This is a genomic window from Thermotomaculum hydrothermale, from assembly GCF_016592575.1.
In the GTDB taxonomy this organism is placed as follows: domain Bacteria; phylum Acidobacteriota; class Holophagae; order Thermotomaculales; family Thermotomaculaceae; genus Thermotomaculum; species Thermotomaculum hydrothermale.
Genome location: NZ_AP017470.1, coordinates 1,973,803 through 1,990,673 on the forward strand (window position 1 = coordinate 1,973,803; position 16,871 = coordinate 1,990,673).

General features: G+C 36.1%; 16 protein-coding genes. 6 read left to right on the top strand and 10 right to left on the bottom strand.

Annotation, left to right across the window (positions count from 1 at the left end):
- Nucleotides 1–17: 17 nt before the first annotated feature.
- Genes TTHT_RS09165 through TTHT_RS09185 form a run of 5 tightly spaced genes read left to right on the top strand, consistent with a single transcriptional unit; the run spans nucleotide 18 to nucleotide 6,185 of the window.
- Nucleotides 18–1,364 (top strand): TrkH family potassium uptake protein, encoded by a 1,347-nt coding sequence (locus TTHT_RS09165; RefSeq protein ID WP_201327673.1) that lies wholly within the window; start codon nucleotides 18–20, stop codon nucleotides 1,362–1,364.
- Between the two features lie 10 nt (nucleotides 1,365–1,374).
- Nucleotides 1,375–2,052, top strand: a complete 678-nt coding sequence (locus tag TTHT_RS09170) for a potassium channel family protein (RefSeq protein WP_201327674.1) — start codon at nucleotides 1,375–1,377, stop codon at nucleotides 2,050–2,052.
- Nucleotides 2,049–2,666, top strand: coding sequence for a hypothetical protein (locus TTHT_RS09175; RefSeq protein ID WP_201327675.1), 618 nt, complete (start codon nucleotides 2,049–2,051; stop codon nucleotides 2,664–2,666). The genes TTHT_RS09170 and TTHT_RS09175 overlap by 4 nt, the downstream gene beginning before the upstream one ends.
- Entirely contained in the window at nucleotides 2,629–4,629 is a 2,001-nt protein-coding gene (locus TTHT_RS09180) for an LPS-assembly protein LptD (protein WP_201327676.1), read from the top strand. The genes TTHT_RS09175 and TTHT_RS09180 overlap by 38 nt, the downstream gene beginning before the upstream one ends.
- Before the next feature lie 56 nt (nucleotides 4,630–4,685).
- Nucleotides 4,686–6,185, top strand: a complete 1,500-nt coding sequence (locus tag TTHT_RS09185) for a TolC family protein (RefSeq protein WP_201327677.1) — start codon at nucleotides 4,686–4,688, stop codon at nucleotides 6,183–6,185.
- Here the strand turns inward: TTHT_RS09185 and TTHT_RS09190 are convergent.
- Complete coding sequence (locus TTHT_RS09190) at nucleotides 6,182–7,168, bottom strand: methyltransferase (RefSeq protein ID WP_201327678.1); 987 nt, start codon at nucleotides 7,166–7,168, stop codon at nucleotides 6,182–6,184. The two genes, TTHT_RS09185 and TTHT_RS09190, sit on opposite strands and share 4 nt — an antisense overlap.
- Before the next feature lie 76 nt (nucleotides 7,169–7,244).
- Between TTHT_RS09190 and TTHT_RS09195 the strand changes: the two genes are divergently transcribed.
- On the top strand, nucleotides 7,245–7,607 hold the full coding sequence (locus TTHT_RS09195) for a cupin domain-containing protein (RefSeq protein ID WP_201327679.1): 363 nt from the start codon (nucleotides 7,245–7,247) through the stop codon (nucleotides 7,605–7,607).
- Here TTHT_RS09195 and TTHT_RS09200 read toward each other — a convergent pair.
- The 9 genes from TTHT_RS09200 to TTHT_RS09240 form a co-directional block, all read right to left on the bottom strand.
- A complete protein-coding gene (locus TTHT_RS09200; protein WP_201327680.1) occupies nucleotides 7,599–8,078 on the bottom strand; it encodes a hypothetical protein in 480 nt (159 codons plus the stop codon). The genes TTHT_RS09195 and TTHT_RS09200 overlap by 9 nt on opposite strands.
- Before the next feature lie 180 nt (nucleotides 8,079–8,258).
- Complete coding sequence (locus TTHT_RS09205) at nucleotides 8,259–9,344, bottom strand: putative porin (protein WP_201327681.1); 1,086 nt, start codon at nucleotides 9,342–9,344, stop codon at nucleotides 8,259–8,261.
- A gap of 87 nt (nucleotides 9,345–9,431) precedes the next feature.
- Complete coding sequence (locus TTHT_RS09210; protein ID WP_201327682.1) at nucleotides 9,432–11,159, bottom strand: ATP-binding protein; 1,728 nt, start codon at nucleotides 11,157–11,159, stop codon at nucleotides 9,432–9,434.
- A complete protein-coding gene (locus TTHT_RS09215; RefSeq protein WP_201327683.1) occupies nucleotides 11,137–11,805 on the bottom strand; it encodes a response regulator transcription factor in 669 nt (222 codons plus the stop codon). Before TTHT_RS09215 ends, TTHT_RS09210 begins: the two co-directional genes overlap by 23 nt.
- A gap of 132 nt (nucleotides 11,806–11,937) precedes the next feature.
- Nucleotides 11,938–13,752 carry an FAD-dependent oxidoreductase gene (locus tag TTHT_RS09220; protein ID WP_201327684.1) on the bottom strand — a complete coding sequence of 605 codons (1,815 nt, stop codon included), beginning with the start codon at nucleotides 13,750–13,752 and terminating at the stop codon, nucleotides 11,938–11,940.
- A gap of 11 nt (nucleotides 13,753–13,763) precedes the next feature.
- Nucleotides 13,764–14,864, bottom strand: coding sequence for an NADH-quinone oxidoreductase subunit D (locus TTHT_RS09225; protein WP_201327685.1), 1,101 nt, complete (start codon nucleotides 14,862–14,864; stop codon nucleotides 13,764–13,766).
- Nucleotides 14,861–15,403, bottom strand: a complete 543-nt coding sequence (locus tag TTHT_RS09230) for an NADH-quinone oxidoreductase subunit C (protein ID WP_201327686.1) — start codon at nucleotides 15,401–15,403, stop codon at nucleotides 14,861–14,863. The genes TTHT_RS09225 and TTHT_RS09230 overlap by 4 nt, the downstream gene beginning before the upstream one ends.
- The gene (locus TTHT_RS09235; protein ID WP_201327687.1) at nucleotides 15,400–15,957 is read right to left on the bottom strand and encodes a NuoB/complex I 20 kDa subunit family protein; all 558 of its coding nucleotides are present in this window, start codon (nucleotides 15,955–15,957) and stop codon (nucleotides 15,400–15,402) included. The genes TTHT_RS09230 and TTHT_RS09235 overlap by 4 nt, the downstream gene beginning before the upstream one ends.
- Nucleotides 15,958–15,960: 3 nt before the next feature.
- The gene (locus TTHT_RS09240) at nucleotides 15,961–16,866 is read right to left on the bottom strand and encodes a respiratory chain complex I subunit 1 family protein (RefSeq protein ID WP_201327688.1); all 906 of its coding nucleotides are present in this window, start codon (nucleotides 16,864–16,866) and stop codon (nucleotides 15,961–15,963) included.
- Nucleotides 16,867–16,871 lie beyond the last annotated feature (5 nt).

Here is a 16,871-nt window from a genome sequence, read left to right on the forward strand (position 1 = left end):
GCTATAATTAGTTCGCTATGATAAAAGAGTTTTTATTAAAGTATAAACTTTGGGTAACTAAACCTGAATCAGCTCTTGTAATATCCTTTGCCATAGTTATTCTTGCGGGAGCAATACTTTTAACCTTACCAATATCAAGCACTCCTGGAAACAGCACATCATTTTTAGATGCATTATTCACCTCAACCTCTGCAACATGTGTAACAGGCTTAATAGTATTTGATACAGGAACGCATTTTTCAATATTTGGCCAGGTGGTTATTCTTACCCTTATTCAATTAGGGGGACTTGGCATAATGACCTTTACTGCAATATTTGTCTGGCTAAGTAAAAAAGCATATTCAGTTCAAACTCACTATACAATTCAGGACACATTCGGCGGGGATATTGAAAAACTTTCCATTGAAAATTTATTAAAATTTATTGTTAGTGCAACCTTTACAATTGAAGGGCTTGGCGCTGCAATATTATTCTTCAAACTTAAAGAAATTTACCCGACAGGGAAGGCACTCTATTCCGCAATTTTTCACTCTATATCAGCATTCTGTAATGCTGGATTTTCAATTTATTCAGACAGCCTTATTCAATTTAGACAATCATGGATTACCTTAACCACAATAATGTTGCTAATTATTTTTGGAGGATTGGGGTACCCTGTCCTCTTTGAACTTAGAGAAAAAATTTTAGGAAAAAGAAAAAAAACAAGTTTTCATACAAAGCTTGTTTTAGCCACAACATTAAGCCTTATTTTTGGAGGAGCTTTTTTTATCTGGTTAGGAGACCACTCTTTAACAATACTTGATTCCCTCTTTCAATCAGTAACAACAAGAACTGCAGGATTTAATTCTGTTGATATTGGTAAACTTCCATCCTCTTCTCTTTTTATTATGATTATGCTTATGTTTATTGGAGGCTCTCCGGGCTCTTGCGCAGGGGGAATTAAAACAACAACATTTAGCGGATATTTAATACTTGTAAAAGATTGGTTTTTTGGAGAGCACAGAAAAAGGTTATTTGAAAGAAAACTCACTCAGGAAACAAAAGATAAAATAAAATCTGTAATAACACTGGCCTTTTCTACAGTTGTTGTTTCTTTCACAATACTTCTTTTTAGCGAACAAGCAATAATAACAACTTACAGAGAGGCTTTCAGAAACCTTTTGTTCGAAGTAGTCTCTGCTTTTGGTACAGTAGGACTATCAACCGGAATAACCTCCAACTTAAGCAATGTAGGAAAACTTGTTATAATAATTGATATGTTTTTTGGAAGGGTGGGGCCTTTAGCAATAGTAACTTCCCTTCTTTTCGGAAGGAGAAAGAAGAAAAAGATAGATTATCCTGAACAAAAAATAATGATAGGCTAAGGAGAATAAAATGAAAACTGTTTGTATCATAGGATTAGGGCAATTTGGAGAACATTTAGCCATATCCCTTTCAAAGCACGGGGCACATGTAATAGCAATAGACAATGACCAGGAAAAGGTTAACAAAATTGCAGATAATGTGGCTCACGCCTATGTTGCAGATGCAAAAGATAAAGAGGTGCTTGAAACACTGATACCTAAAGATGTTGATGCCTGTGTTGTGAGTTTAGGAGAGCAGATTGAACCAAGTATTCTCTGTGCACTCCACCTTACCAACATCGGTATTAAAAGAATAATAGTAAAGGCTATAAGCGACGACCATGCCTCTATCCTTAAAGCAATAGGCGCCCATGAAGTTGTTTTCCCGGAAAGAGATATGGCTGAAAAAACAGCTAAAAATTTAATTGAAAGAAATATGGCAGACTTGCTGACACTAACAGAAGAATACTCAATAAAAGACATAGAACCATTAAACGAATTTATAGGCAAAAGCCTTATAGAACTTGATTTGAGAAATAGGTACAAAATCTATGTCATTGCCTTAAAAGACAAACACAACCCGGAAGATATAATCATTCTCCCTTACGGTGACACGAAAATCCAGCATAACCATATACTAACTGTGGTAGGAAAAGACGAAGATATTAACAATATAATTACCAAAAGAGCAGAAGAGCTTGCACTATGAAAAAAATAACCTTTTTTCTAATCTTGTTTTTTTCAATTTCAGGTTTTGCAAAAGAGTACAGGTATAAATACACATTTTATCCTCTGCCAAAACCAAACCTTTATATAAAAAACAGAAGAGCGGTAATCTCCTCAATGGGACTTACAATTTCAGTTGAACAGGTTGATGAGGTACCATTTGGGAAGGATTTTGAAGTTTTCAAAGTTAAACCAAATGTTTTTTTTATTTATTTTAAAATCAAAATCACCAACTTTTCTGGCAAAAAAGTGTACCTTGACCCGAATTTTATAGCCCTTGTTTCAAATAAAAAAGAGTATAGAAAACCTCTTCTCTATAACGATATGTACAGGGCTCTGGCACAGAAGTACCCGCAGGAAAAGATAAATAAAGTGCTTTCTCAATACATTTTAGACTTTGTAAATCCAATTTCACCAGGCACGAGGACTGTGAGGTACCTTGTAATGAGAAACTTCAGAGAAAAGGTAAAAAACGCAATGCTAAAATTTGACCCGGTTACAATAGGAACAGAACAGACAAAGTTTTTAATAATCTATTCTGTGAAAGGTGAGAGATTCAATGCTGAACAGTTTTACAAAAAGAAAAAAGATTTTTAAATTAGCCTTAATTCTTTTTCTAAGTGTTTTTACAGCAAAAGCAGACCAATTTACTGTAAAGGCAGACAAAATTAAAACAGACACAAAAAACAAGATTGTTTACCTTTACGGCAACTGCCTTATTAAAGGGAAAAGCATAAGATTGAAAGCAGACAAAATAAAAATAGATAAAAATAAAGGTGTAATAATAGCATCCGGCAACGTTGAATTTGATAAAAACCAGGTTAAGGGGACAGGGAAAAAACTTGTATATTACACTGATTCAGAGCAGGCAACTATATTTAAAGGAGAATTGATTTTAGAATCAGATTATGCATTTTACGCCGAGGAGATAACCTATCTTTCAGGGGATAAGTATAGATTGAAAAACTGTACATTTACCACCTGTCCAAAAGGATGTGATTACTGGGGGTTTCATGCAAACAAAGTTAATGTAAAAAAAGAAGGATACGCATCTTTCAAATCTTTAAAATTTCAAATAAAGAAAAAATCTGTCTTTTATCTACCATTTTTCATTTATCCTGCAAAAACACAAAGGGCTTTCGGGCTTTTAGTCCCTGAATTTGGAAATTCCTCAAAGCACGGATTTAATTACAGGCAGGAGTTATTTATCCCAATAGGACAATCTCAGGACATAACATTAGGAATTGACTATTACTCAAAGGCAGGCACAGGGACAACCTTTGAATACAGGGAAAGTTTTAGAAAGGGAGAATTTGCAAAATTCAAAATTTACTCTATAAAAGACAGAATTATTGACCAGAGAAGAACAATGGGGGAATTAAATTACACATACACCAAAAGTCCTGAAAACACTTATCAGTTTAAAGCATTTTTGGGAGATGATTACAACTTGATAACTGATTATACCTTTAACAGATACGACCTTGCAATGAGAGACTTTTACGGATACGGAAGCTTTTACAAAAAACTATCTGAACACTTTACAATTTCAGCATCAGCTTATCTTGATAAACCTATTTTTAACGACCAGATAATTTACTCATCTACCCTGCCATCAATATCAATTTACGGGGAAAACTTTAAATTTTGGGGAAGAGATTTAAGATTAATAGGGGATATAAGCATTTTGTCTGACGATAGAATATCAAACAACACCTTTTCAAGGGAATACTTTAAGTTTGAATCCTCAAAGTATTTTAACAAAGGCTTTTTTATTATTAAAGAAAATCTCTCATTAAAAACTTTAAATTACTCTGATTCAGATTTAAACAATAATTCTGTTTTTGATTTTTCATATACCTTTCAATTGCCATATCTATCAAAAGATTATTCTAATTTTAGAAACGATATAATTCCTTTTGTAAAAATAGGTTATAGAGACAACTCTGGGAAATTCAACATTCTATACCACGATTTAGAAGATTACATCAACCCATCTGGAGTATATTTAAAGGCAGGTGTTACCTCTAACTTTATATTTTCCGATAGAACAGGCTTTTTCTCCATTTACGGAGAAAAGAATTTAAATTCAAACAACTATATAGACCCAAACGACCCGCAAAAAAAATCAGAGTTTTCAAGTATAAACGGATACCTCTCAATCCCGGTAACAAAAAACCTTATCTTCTCTTCATTAATCAGGTACAACCCTAAAACAAACAATGTTGACACCCTTACCTTAAACACAAAATTCAACAATCTATACCTGACTTATTTAAAGGGATACATTTACGGTGAAGACAAAACAAGAAATTCATTAATCGGAAGATACGATAGGGAATTAAGCAGAAACTGGAAAGCAATAGTGCAGTTTGATTACGACTTTTCCCTTGATGATTTCAGGTATAAAAGGATAACCTTTGCTTACTTTAGAAAGTGCATAGGTGTAAACGTAACCTATCAGAACAACTCTTACTCAACAACCACCACAAATCAATTTACAGTATCCCTTGTACTTAGAAGCATTGGTGAGTTATTCAAATATAGATTGGGATTGTAAACAATTATAAAAAGTTATCGTATATATTAAAGACAAAAAAAATCAGGAGAAGAGATATGAGGAAATTTCTGGTTTTATCTTTATTAATTTTTTTTAGCACAAGCATTTTTGCACAGGGGGAAAAACTCACACTTGAAAAGGCAATCCGGTTGGCATTAAAAAATAACCTTGACATTCAAATTTCAGAAATCTCATACAAACAGGCAAAAAACAATGTTTACTCCGCATTGGGGATTTACGATTTAAAGTTTGACTTAACGGCAGAGCACCAGGACTCAACCCAGCCACCAAGAACATTGCTTGATGCGTCCCGCTCTGTACAGGATTTCTTAAACTTCTCCTTAACCCAGAAGGTTTCAACAGGTGCAACAGTAACATTTACCACAACCTCTTACAAATACAAAACAGCAAACTATGCGTTTTCATTTTTAAACCCTGTTTACGGAACAACATTTAAATTGAGAGTTGACCAGCCTCTTTTAAACGGCTTTGGCAAGAAAAATGTTGAATACCAGATAAAGGTAAACAGGCACATGGAAGAAAAGGCAAAGGAACAGTTCAGACAGCAGGTAATGAATTTAATTGAAGAAACATCAAGCTCATACCTTGACCTCGTTTATGCATACAAAAACCTTCAGGTTGCAAAAGATTCTCTCAAGCTTGCAAAAGAGCAATACAACATTACAAAGCAGAAAATTGAGGTCGGCACAATGGCAGAAGTGGAAATATATCAAGCTGAGGCAAACCTTGCATCAGCAGAGCAACAGTTAATTGAGGCACAAAACCTTGTTCAGCAGACTGAAGACAACCTGAAAAAATTGCTAAACATAAAAGAAAATCAGTGGGACATTGTTTTTGAACCTGATTACAAGCTTGAATTTACCCCTCAAAAAATAAACCCTGAAGAGTACATAAAAACAGCACTTAAAAAAAACCCCCAGATTAAGATTAAAAAGATTGAAAACCAGATATCAAAATTAGATGTTTTATTTAAGAAAAACCAGAAACTCCCAAGCGTTAATTTTTACGCTTCCGTTGCCTATGCCGGTAACAATGCAATACATACCTATGACAATGAAGGGAAACCTATTGTTATTCCAGGCTCATTAGGAGATGCAATTGACATGGCTTTAGACTTTGACAACCAGACATGGATTGTTGGAATAAACATCTCTTACAAATTCCAGAACAGGGCAGCAAAGGCTGCGTACAAAAATGCAATTTTAGGGGAAAAGAGTTCAGAATTATCCCTTAAAAACACAATTTATACAATTACAGTAAATGTGAAAAACGCAATAAGAAATGTAAAAGCTGCTGAAAGGGCATACTTCGCAGCTCAAAAAACAAGGATTTTAAGGGAAAAGGATTTAGAGGCTGAAAAGAAAAAATTCGTTAACGGGATGTCAACAAACTTCCTTGTTTCCCAGAAAGAAGACGAATTGGCAAAGGCAAAGGTAAATGAACTAAATGCTCTTGTAAAGTACAAAAAAGCTATTCTTGACCTTGAAAAACAGGCAGGAATTCTGCTTGATAAATTAAACTTTAAAATAGACTAATTCTTTACCCCGACAATTACATCAGAATTAAATCCTGTTGGGGTATTTGAAACAAAAGAAAAATTTGCTTCTTTAAAAAACTCTCTTATCTCTCTTTCAGTATAGGTATCTCCATTTTTGGTGTGAACAAGCATATTAATTGCAAAAAACACAGACCACGGGGGAGAAACCCTGTCTTCATTGACTAAAAAGTCGTGAATAATTATCCTTCCCTTATCTTTCAGCGCATTATTGCACCTTTTAAAAATCTTTATAACCTCGTCTTTGCCGTGTGCGTGAATAATGTTAGAAAGAAGTATAACATCGTAACCTTCACCAATAGAATCTTTAAGATAATCCCCTTCAATATAATGAATATTTTTAAAATCCCCTGCCTTTGACACAAACTTTTTTGTTATTGGAATAACATCAGTTAAATCAAAGATAAAAACATCAATATCTGGATACCTTCTTGCAACCTCAACAGAGTTTGCCCCGCTTCCTCCCCCTAAATCAAGGAATTTTTTGCAGTTTGAAAAATCAATCAAGTCAATCAATTTAGGTGCCCTTTCAGAAGCATACTGCTGCATTGCTGTAATAAATGGCTCAAGCCAGTTTTCAATAGGCTTACCAAACCCTAACTCCCTTGAAGGAATCCCATTTTTTACAACATCAGTTAAAAGCGACCAGCCGTAAAAAACATGGCATTGGTGAGTTAAGCCCAAAAGGTAATCTCTGCTTTTTTTATCAAGATAGGTGTTTGCTGCATCAGTATTTTTAAACCTTCCGTCTCTTTTTTCAAGCAAACCTAAAACAACAAGTGTATTTAAAAGCCTGTCAAGGTATCTCTCTTTAACCTTCAATTCCTCAGCAAGTTCACCTGATGACTTAAACTCACTTAAATGTGAAAAAATATCCAGTTCACAGGCTGCCAAAAACACCCTGCTCTCCTGCCACTTCCTCGCAAGGTTCATCAAATCATCTTTGGTTATTGGTTTATGCATAGTTTTGCCCCCTTTTTTCTATAAAAAACTTTACCATAAATGTTAATCCTGATAAAAATTAAATGGGAGGTGTTATATGTTTGTTTCACACATAGATAAAATAGAGGGAATTAAGTTAAAGGGAGATAATCTAAAAGATGCGGTAAAAAAGGTTTTAATAGGCCCTAAAGAGGGATGGGAAGACCATGTTATGAGGCTTTTTTCATTGAAAGAGGGGGGATATACCCCAAAGCATTCCCACCCCTGGATTCATGTAAATATAATTTTAGAAGGTAAAGGCACCCTGTTTTTAGAGGGGAAAGAGTATGAAGTTGAAAGGGGAAGCGTTGCGTTAGTCCCGGAAAATGCACTTCATCAATACAGGGCAGACAGAGGAGAAAAACTTGAATTTATTTGCATTGTTCCTTTAAAAGGTGAAAGTGGATATCAATTAAAATAGTTTAAATTTTTTGCTTTGAAAAATCCTGAAATCCCCATTACCAACAGGCTCAAGCCTGTATCTTATGTTAAAAGTTTCAGGATAACCATCAGGGTTTTCCATATCAAGTTCAACATCTGCGTAAATATAAACATTAGAGGAAGAAAGCTTGTCTAAATAGTACCAGATACCGCGCTTTCTCCCCAAAGTCCTTCTTCTAACATACCTGCTTCTTGCTTCAATTTTGTCAATAAAGTAATCTGAAAGTTTGTATTCCTTCCACTCCCTTAAATCACCCTTAAAATCAGAGGGCATTATTCGCCAGACTTTATTGTTCAATTTCCCAGACTTCCATCTGTCCAACTGCTCTGTAAGATAGGACTCGGCTTTGTTTTTTACCTTTGTTTTAACATTACTCTGATATCCCCAAAAACCTGCCAGCAACACCAATATTACTATTGTGCTAATAATTCCAGACTTATAATTTCCCATTTTGTCCCCCTTTTTCTTTAAATATTATCAAAATCCAGAAAAAGAAAAAAGGGGATTACTAAATATCAAGAAAACCAAAAAGAAAATATTGCTATTGTTAACCACAACATAATCCGTTTTCTCATAAAAAAATTATAATTAATACTGAAATTATTAAATTTTTCCCCTTTCTTATTAATTTTAGAATTTAAGGTTTATATCAAACTGAAAACGCTTTTGACTTTGTGAGTTATCAATTATCCTCTTCATATCGTAGTAATCAATTGAGAGGTAAACATTCTTCATTAAGCCGTATTTAAACTCTAACTCAAGTCCCTTTGCGTCTGTTTTTCCGCTGAAGGCATCTGAATCAGGGAAGATATCAAGCCATACATCTTTTTCAAGATATCTGTAATTTGCACTGAAGGAAAAATCTCCGTATGATTTTATCTTTTTACCAAAAGCCAGACCAAGCGTGTAAGCTGAATCTTCATTATCTGCGTCCGAATTGGAAGCATATTCCCCAAAAAGTTTGAAAAAGCTAATATACCTTCCGTCTATCTTCCACTTTAACTCAATATTAGGATTTAATACACTGTATCCATACTTTAAAACACCGTTTTCATAGGTATTTGAATGTGAAGAATATTCAAATAAATTGCCTGTTTCGTGCACCGCCGACATATAGGCAATGCCTAACTTTGCCTGAAAATCCCCTTTTTTATAAATTAAACCAGGCTGGACAATGTAAACAAAAGGGTCTGCTCCTGAATCCTTGTACTCATCAACAACAATATAGGAAGCGTTGAAAAAGAGCCTCAAGTTTTCTGTTAGTTTTTTATTAAAAATCAAACCGACTCCCTCTGGTGCTATATCGTAATCCCACAAAAAGTTTGAAGGAATAAAAATTGCCTTCTTAATCCCTTTAAATTTTCCGCCCCATATTTTTAAATTATCTGTTGCTTTGTACTGAATAAAGGCATAGTAAAGGTTTAACTCTTTTGAAGAATCTGAATCCCCTAAAGTCACATTTTGAGACCTTGGGTCACCGCTTCCAGTTGCAATGCCAATACCTAAATCAATTTTGGCGTTAATCTTTGTTGTAATCCCCAACTTAAACTGAATCCTCGTCCTGTCCCTGTCAACCTTGTCAGTCTGGTCAATAAACTCCTCTCTCAACCTGAATTTTCCGTTTAATTTTGTGTTTGTTATCCATGAAGGCAAAGACTGTGCAAAGACACCGGTTGCCATAATTAGCATTGCAATCAAAAGAAACTTTTTCTTCACATTAACCTCCTGAAAAATTCTTCAATGGTATTGTTTCAACAAATTGTTAAGAAAAGATTATGTTTTTGTTAAGAAACGGTTAAGAGTTTAAGAAATGTAAACCTTGAAAACAGAGCCCTTATTTAACCTGCTTTCAACAATAATTTCACCTGAATAAAGTTCCACAATGTGCTTCACTATTGAAAGCCCCAAACCTGTACCACCACTCTTTTTTGAGCGAGATTTATCAACAACATAGAATCTTTCAAATATTCTCCCTAATTTATCCTCTGATATTCCAATCCCTGTATCTTTTACAGAAACCAAAAGCCTGCTGTTTTCAATTTTGCACAAAACTTCAACATAGCCTTTTTCAGTGTACCTTACCGCATTGTCAACAAGGTTTATAAGCAATTGCTCAAAGGTAAACCTGTCAATGTGAAAAAACAAATTCTCCTGACACATAACCTTCAACTCTAAATTCTTGCTCTCAGCCTTCTTTTTAAAAAGCAAAGCAATAGAATTTACCAACTGACAAATGTCAGTCTCTTCTCTCTCAATTTTTTTCACCTTACTGTCTTCAAGCCTTGAGAGAATAAGTAAATCATTGATAAGCCTTGCCATTCTTTCAATATTGCTTTCAATTAAGGGAAGATATGGGGAATCAACCCCGTCGTTTTTCATAGTTTCAACAAAACCTTTAAGAATTGTAATAGGCGTTTTTAATTCGTGAGTTGCATTTGCCACAAAATCCTTCTTCATCTTCTGCAATTTAACCTTTTCAGTTAAATCGTAAAAAGTTAAGAGAATCTCTCCACTTTCTTCAAGAAAAGAGGCTGAAACATCAAAATAATAGTTGTTAATTTTTAACTTAAAAGACTTTTTACCTGAATGTTCTAAATTTTTAACAAAACTTACAAAATCATTGTCCCTTATTACCTCCCAGATAAATTTGCCTGAAATCTCATTTACATTAAAAACCTTTGAAAATCTATTGTTAGAAAACAAAATCCTGCCTTCTCTATCAAGCAAAACAACCGCTTCGTTAAGACTATTTGTCAATACCTTCAACCTATTTTTTTCCTGTTCAATTATTGAAACATCTCTCTTTAAAGCATTTACCATATTGTTAAAGCCGTTTGCAATTACTGCAAACTCATCATCAGACTTCACATAAACCTCAACATCAAGATTCCCATCTTTAACATTGTTTATTGCTTCAAGCATTCTGTCTAAAGGTTTAAAAAGCGATTTAAAGTAAAAAAACAGGATTAGAGAGGATATTAAAAACAATACCAGAGTAATAAAAATTATTGTTTTAGAGAATAGAGTAAGTGTTTTTTCAATTCCTGTTAAAAAGGTGCTAATCCTGATAAAACCTAAACTTTCGCCATTGCTTTTTAGAGGCATTGCAACATAGAGGAGTTTTTTCTTTAATGTATGGCTAAACCTTATTGAATAGCCAAATCCACCCTTTAAACTGTCAATCACTTCAGGCCTGTTTTTGTGGTTTTCCATCTTCAATGGATTGTAATTTGAATCAGCAACAACCTTACCATCTAAAAGAATAACAGTAATCCTTAACCCTGTTTTTTTGCCAATTCTTTTTACCTCTCTATCAAGGCCTTTAAAATCTTTATTTTTTAGATAAGAAACAACCTCTTTTGAATAAATTAAGGCATCGTTTTTCAAATCATTGATTAATACCTTTATATAGATGCTTTTAAAAACAGTGTAATTTACAGCAATTGAAAAGAGGGAGAAAACAAAGAGAAGGATTGCAACAAAAAACAATATTTTTTTAAAGATTTTGTTACCCTTTAAACTTATAGCCAACCCCCCTGATGTTTTCTATCTGCCTGCCTAAATCCCCTAACTTATCCCTTAAGTGCTTCAAATGAACATCAACAGTCCTCTCTGAAACATACTTTTCCTTCCAGGCAAGGTTAATAATCTTCGTTCTTGAAAATACCTTGTCAGGATTTTCTATAAAGAGTTTTAAAAGATTAAACTCTGTCAATGTTAAATCAAGCTTTTTACCGTCTAAAAAAGCTTCGTGAGTTTCAAGGTTTATCAAAATCCTGTTTTTGTAATTTATCTCATTTAACCCTTTGCCAGCCCTCTTTAAAACAGCCTTAACCCTTGCCATCAACTCCCTTATGGAAAAAGGCTTTGTAATATAATCATCAGCCCCCTTTTCAAACCCTGCTACCTTATCGTCTTCCTTATCCCTTGCAGTAAGCATAATTACAGGAATATCCTTAAAGTTTTCATCTTCTCTTAACATTTTCAATATAGAAAATCCATCAATCTCAGGAAGCATAACATCAAGGATAATAAGGTCTGGAATATGGCTTTCAAGCTCAGAAGAAAGAGAATTTCCATCTTCAAAGGATTTTACAAAAAATCCCTCTTTCTTCAGGTTGATTTCAAGCAAGGTTAGAATATCAACCTCATCGTCAACAACAAAAATCCTTCTCATATAAGAAACTATACCAGAAAACGAAGAAATTTTATTGTTTTTTAGCCATTCAAATTTACATTCAACCTTAAATTTTTTATTTAATAAAAAAAGGGGGCTAAAGCCCCCGTAATTTTTTTAAGAATGAAATCTCTATTTATTGCTTAAATACTCGTCAATACCTTTTACAGCCTTTAAACCATCTGCAATAGCAGAGATAGCGTCAGCAGTCCAGTTTACTGCGTCGCCGCCTGCAAATATTCCCTCAATCTTTGTCATACCACGCTCGTTAACTGGAATTTTACCCCACTGTAAGTCAAGCTTTTCCACAACTTCATCTGGAAGGAAGGAATAATCAGCCTTTTGCCCGATTGCAGCAATAACATTATCGCATTCCCATACTTCGTAAGCACCTTCAATAGGCACAGGTCTTGGCCTTCCGCCTTTCGGGTCTGGTTGCATTTCAGCCCTCTGGATTTTAATAGCTTTAACCTTCCCGTTTTCCCCAATAATCTCAACAGGAATTGTCTGAGTTCTGAATACAACTCCCTCTTCATGGGCTTCGTGGATTTCCTCAAAGTCAGCTGGCATATCCTGTTCTCTTCTTCTATATGAGAGTGTAACATCAACACCAAATCTCCTGAGTACCCTTACGCAGTCCATAGCAACATTTCCACCGCCTATAACAACTGCCTTTTGGCCTACATTTATCTTTTCACCAAAATTAACTGCCCTTAATAATGGCAATGCCTGAATTGAGCCTTCTAAGTCTTCCCCTTCAACACCTAACTTCATTGGTTGGGTCAATCCTATGCCAAGGTAAACAGCGTCAAACTCTTCTTTCAGTTTTTCAAATGAAACTTCATTTTCTGATTTAGGCTCACCTTTTACAACCTTTGTGTTTTCTCTGATTTCAACACCAACAGATTTAATGTGGTTCAACTGCTTGTCAAGTGAAGGTATCGGGAACCTATACTTGGGAATTCCCGCCATTGTCATACCACCTGCCTTAGGCATCTCTTCAAAAATAACAGTTTCATAGCCTTTAAGCCTTAAATAGTAAGCAACTGTTAAACCGGAAGGGCCACCACCAACAATTGCAACCCTTTTGCCGTTTAATGGCTTAGGCTCTAAATTAAGTATTTCTTCATAGCTTTCAAACTGCTCGCAGGCAAATCTTTTCAGCCACCTGATTGCAATTGCATTGTCCTTCCCTGCCCTGTGGGTCATTATGCAGTTAAACTCACACCTTCTTGTACAAACCTTACCACACATTTCAGGAAGCGGGTTGTTATCGTAAATAATCCTGACAGATTCGTCAAACTGTCCGTCCCTGATTGCCTTAATATAATCCGGGATATGCATCCTGTCAGGACATGCAGAGATACATAATCCACAACCAGTGCACCTTTCAGCCTCTCTCTTAGCCTCTTCAACTGTATAGCCGTAAACAGCCTCAGCAAAGGTTTTAACCCTTTCCTCAGGTGGCATAACCCTCATTGGAACTCTTTCAAGGTCAAGGAGTGAATCAAGCTCTGTTTCACATGTCCAGCCAACCTCTTTTTCATACTCTTTTCTCTCAAGTCCAGGAATGTACAGGAAGGTATCCGGGTCTTCATCAACATAAACATACTCTGTTGATAGTTTCAAAGAGCCTGTCGGGCAAACATCAACACAGAGTGCACACCAGCAGCATCTTCCGTAATCAACCTTCGGCCTTAACCCTGAATCTCCCTTTTTAGGTTCAATCCCCTCAACTTTAACCATATCTATTGTTTCATTCATGCATATCTTTGCACAGTTTCCACAACCGACACACTTTTCAAGGTCGTTTATGTGAAAACCTCTATACCTCTTTGCAGTTTTCTTCTTTTCATACGGATACCTGACAGTATGAGGGTGTTTACCGAGATACTTCAAAGCGGTAAACGGTGACACAATTCCTTTTAAATCAATTCCCCATCCCATAGCTTAACCCCTTATCTTTCAATCTCAGGCGGGCATGTGCCCAGTGAGTTCATAATCATTGCAACATCAGCAAGTTGCTCGCCTACAAGCATATCTTCAAGAAGGCTTATCCCGTGCACATAAGCAGGTCCCCTTACATTCATCCTTCTAATGTACTCGCTGCCATCGGTTACCATGTAATAACCAAATTCACCCCTTGCAGACTCTGTCTTCACATAGGTTTCACCTGCTTTTAACTTCCAGTTCATTGGGTAAGGTATTTTAGTTCTGTAAGGCCCGTCAGGAATATACTTTATAATCTGCCTCAAAATTTTAATTGACTGCTCCATTTCTCTTCTTCTAACTAAAGCCCTTGCGTAAACATCCCCACCTGTTTCAGTAATTACATCAAAATCAAGTTTATCGTAAATCTCATAAGGGTCATCTTTTCTAACATCGGAAGGAATGCCACAAGCCCTTAAAGGAGGCCCAACAACTCCTCTTTCAATAGCAGTTTCAGGGTCAATTACCGCAGTACCTATTGCCCTCTTTTTGAAAACAGCATTGTCAAAGAAAAGCCTGTCAAATTCAGGTAATTTTGATTCAATTAAATCAAGCACATCTGAAAGCTTGTCAAGGAAGCCATCTGGTAAATCCCTTCTAACTCCACCGGGGATTATGTACATGTGGTAAACTCTGCCGCCTGTTAGCTCTTCAAACAGGTCAAGGATGTAATCCCTGTATCCAACAGCCCATTGAGGAACAGTGTACAAACCTGTTGAGCCTGCCTGCCCCCCCATCCATAGGTGATAGGCTGCAAGCCTTGACATTTCAAGAACCATTACCCTTATCCACTTTGCCCTTTCAGGAACTTCAAGCCCTGTAATCTCCTCAATAGCCCTTGCAAAGTTTTCTTCGTTAGGGTCTGGCTCTGGAACACAAATTCTGCAGACAATTGTAAAAGCCTGCATTGCTGTTCTTCTTTCAACAAGCTTTTCAAAAGCCCTGTGAAGGTATCCAACATGTGTTTTAGCTTTTTGTATAGTTTCACCTATCAAGTCAAGTTCAACACTCATATTCCCTGTAATACCAGGGTGCTGAGGCCCGTGAAATATCTTTACTAACTTGCTCATTTCCTTCTCCATTCGTCAAATGCTTCGCCTATATAATCTCTTGGTTTGTAATTTTCTTCCCTTCCCTCACGCCACTCATAGTGTTCATTTACATAGTGAAGGGTATCAAAATCCCTTCTCATAGGAGGCATTCCCTTCCAGTTTTCAAGGATAAACTCCTCTAATCTTGGATGCCCTATAAAGTTAACACCGTACATTTCCCAGATTTCCCTTTCATAAGTGCAAAGCTGTCTCCACATATCGTGAAGAGAGTGAAATTCTGGATTTTCCCTGTCAATTAAGGTTTTAACAGCCACATTTACCTTTTTTTCAGGGTGCCAGACTATATAGACAAGCTCAAACTTTCCATCTTCAAGCCAATCGACACAGGAAAGCATAACAAAATGCTTAAACCCTTCCACATCTTTTAAGTGGGCAAGCGCTCCCCTGACATTGCTGTTTGAAACAGTTATAGAAAGAAGGTTATCTTTCGGAAAATAACTTTTTTCAGGGGAGAACATACCATCAAGTCTCTGTTTTAACTCTTCAATGTAATTCATATTCCCCCCTCAAAGTTCCAAGTATAATCTGGAAGAAAATCATCTCCCAAAACCTCTCTTTGATTCTTTTTGTACCACTCAATATTTTCTCTGTACTTTTTCGCCCCTTCTGCTTTCCCCTCTTCAATCCTTTTCTGTAAAGATATTATTCCCTGAATGATAGCTTCAGGCCTTGGCATACAACCTGCCACATAAACATCAACAGGGATATAAAGGTCTAACTTTTTAATTGTATTGTAAGAATCCCAGTACATCCCCCCGTTAATTGTGCAGGAACCTAAAGCCATAACGTATTTAGGGTCGTACATTTGTTCGTAAGTTCTTATTACCCTCTTTAAACTCTTTGTAGCAAGGTAACCTGAAATAATTAGTAAATCAGCCTGTCTCGGGGTAGCTGCTCCCCTTAAACCAAACCTTTCAGCATCGTACCTTGAAGTCATTGTTGGGGGAAGCTCAATTGCCCCACAACCTGTGCCGTAAGCAAGAACCCAGATAGAATGCTTTCTCGCCCAATTTGCTATGTATTCCCAAACTCCTGGATTATCAGTACACATATTTCACCTCACCATCTCTATTACAAGGGCAATTAGCCCGATTAAAGTCGGGTATCTCCACATAAAATCAACAGCCTGCTCAACCTTGAAACGGGAATAAACTGCACTAACAAAAAGAACAGTTAAAAACAACAAAAAGGTTTTCCCGATTAAAATCAATATGGTTGCAGCACCACCCATAAAAAGGTCAACCCATAAGGTAAGCTTTAAAAATCCAAAAATACCCCTTGATGTCATCATTAAAGCAAGGTATTTTCCACCAAATTCAGTTGCAGGACCACTTGCCACCTCCTGAGGAGCCCCAGGGATATCAAAAGGGCTTGCCCCCATCATTCCCCAGAAAGAAAACAGGGAAGCAATAAATGCAAGCGGGAGTTTAAACATTCCCCAGTGTGTAATTCCACCTGCCTGCAATTCCATTATTTTATTTATTGATGCAGTGTTGTAATGAGCCATAAGAACAATAATTGCAATAAAGTAAGGTATTTCAAGGCCTATCAGCCTCGTCAATCCCCTTGTAACTCCCATTACTCCAAAAGGAACTCCACCCTGGCCGACACCTAATGCCATACCAAGTGAACCAAGAACCATCAAATAGGTCACAAGTATTAAATCGCCTTCAAATGAAAAGCCTTTAAGCCATACTCCATTGTTCAGGAGAGGCACAAAGTAAAGGCATGATACAATACCTGTAACCATTATAATAGGCCCAAGGTGAAACATTACTCCGTGAGAACCTGCCTCTCTCTTCCTGTAAAGCTTAAAAACGTCAATAAGATTTTGAAAAACTGGAGGTCCCCACCTTCTGTGAATTCTACCTATAATATTTCTCGCAATCCCCATGTAAAGCATACCCACAATAAACGCAATAAACGGATATGCGACAATGTTTAATATTTTCATTCCCATGCTCA

What these genes read in the sequence shown, in the direction of transcription:
- TTHT_RS09165 (WP_201327673.1), top strand. Translation starts at nt 18, where the DNA reads ATGATAAAAGAGTTTTTATTAAAGTATAAACTTTGGGTAACTAAACCT.
- TTHT_RS09170 (WP_201327674.1), top strand. Translation starts at nt 1,375, where the DNA reads ATGAAAACTGTTTGTATCATAGGATTAGGGCAATTTGGAGAACATTTA.
- TTHT_RS09175 (WP_201327675.1), top strand. Translation starts at nt 2,049, where the DNA reads ATGAAAAAAATAACCTTTTTTCTAATCTTGTTTTTTTCAATTTCAGGT.
- TTHT_RS09180 (WP_201327676.1), top strand. Translation starts at nt 2,629, where the DNA reads ATGCTGAACAGTTTTACAAAAAGAAAAAAGATTTTTAAATTAGCCTTA.
- TTHT_RS09185 (WP_201327677.1), top strand. Translation starts at nt 4,686, where the DNA reads ATGAGGAAATTTCTGGTTTTATCTTTATTAATTTTTTTTAGCACAAGC.
- TTHT_RS09190 (WP_201327678.1), bottom strand. Translation starts at nt 7,168, where the DNA reads ATGCATAAACCAATAACCAAAGATGATTTGATGAACCTTGCGAGGAAG.
- TTHT_RS09195 (WP_201327679.1), top strand. Translation starts at nt 7,245, where the DNA reads ATGTTTGTTTCACACATAGATAAAATAGAGGGAATTAAGTTAAAGGGA.
- TTHT_RS09200 (WP_201327680.1), bottom strand. Translation starts at nt 8,078, where the DNA reads ATGGGAAATTATAAGTCTGGAATTATTAGCACAATAGTAATATTGGTG.
- TTHT_RS09215 (WP_201327683.1), bottom strand. Translation starts at nt 11,805, where the DNA reads ATGAGAAGGATTTTTGTTGTTGACGATGAGGTTGATATTCTAACCTTG.
- TTHT_RS09220 (WP_201327684.1), bottom strand. Translation starts at nt 13,752, where the DNA reads ATGGGATGGGGAATTGATTTAAAAGGAATTGTGTCACCGTTTACCGCT.
- TTHT_RS09225 (WP_201327685.1), bottom strand. Translation starts at nt 14,864, where the DNA reads ATGAGCAAGTTAGTAAAGATATTTCACGGGCCTCAGCACCCTGGTATT.
- TTHT_RS09230 (WP_201327686.1), bottom strand. Translation starts at nt 15,403, where the DNA reads ATGAATTACATTGAAGAGTTAAAACAGAGACTTGATGGTATGTTCTCC.
- TTHT_RS09235 (WP_201327687.1), bottom strand. Translation starts at nt 15,957, where the DNA reads ATGTGTACTGATAATCCAGGAGTTTGGGAATACATAGCAAATTGGGCG.
- TTHT_RS09240 (WP_201327688.1), bottom strand. Translation starts at nt 16,866, where the DNA reads ATGGGAATGAAAATATTAAACATTGTCGCATATCCGTTTATTGCGTTT.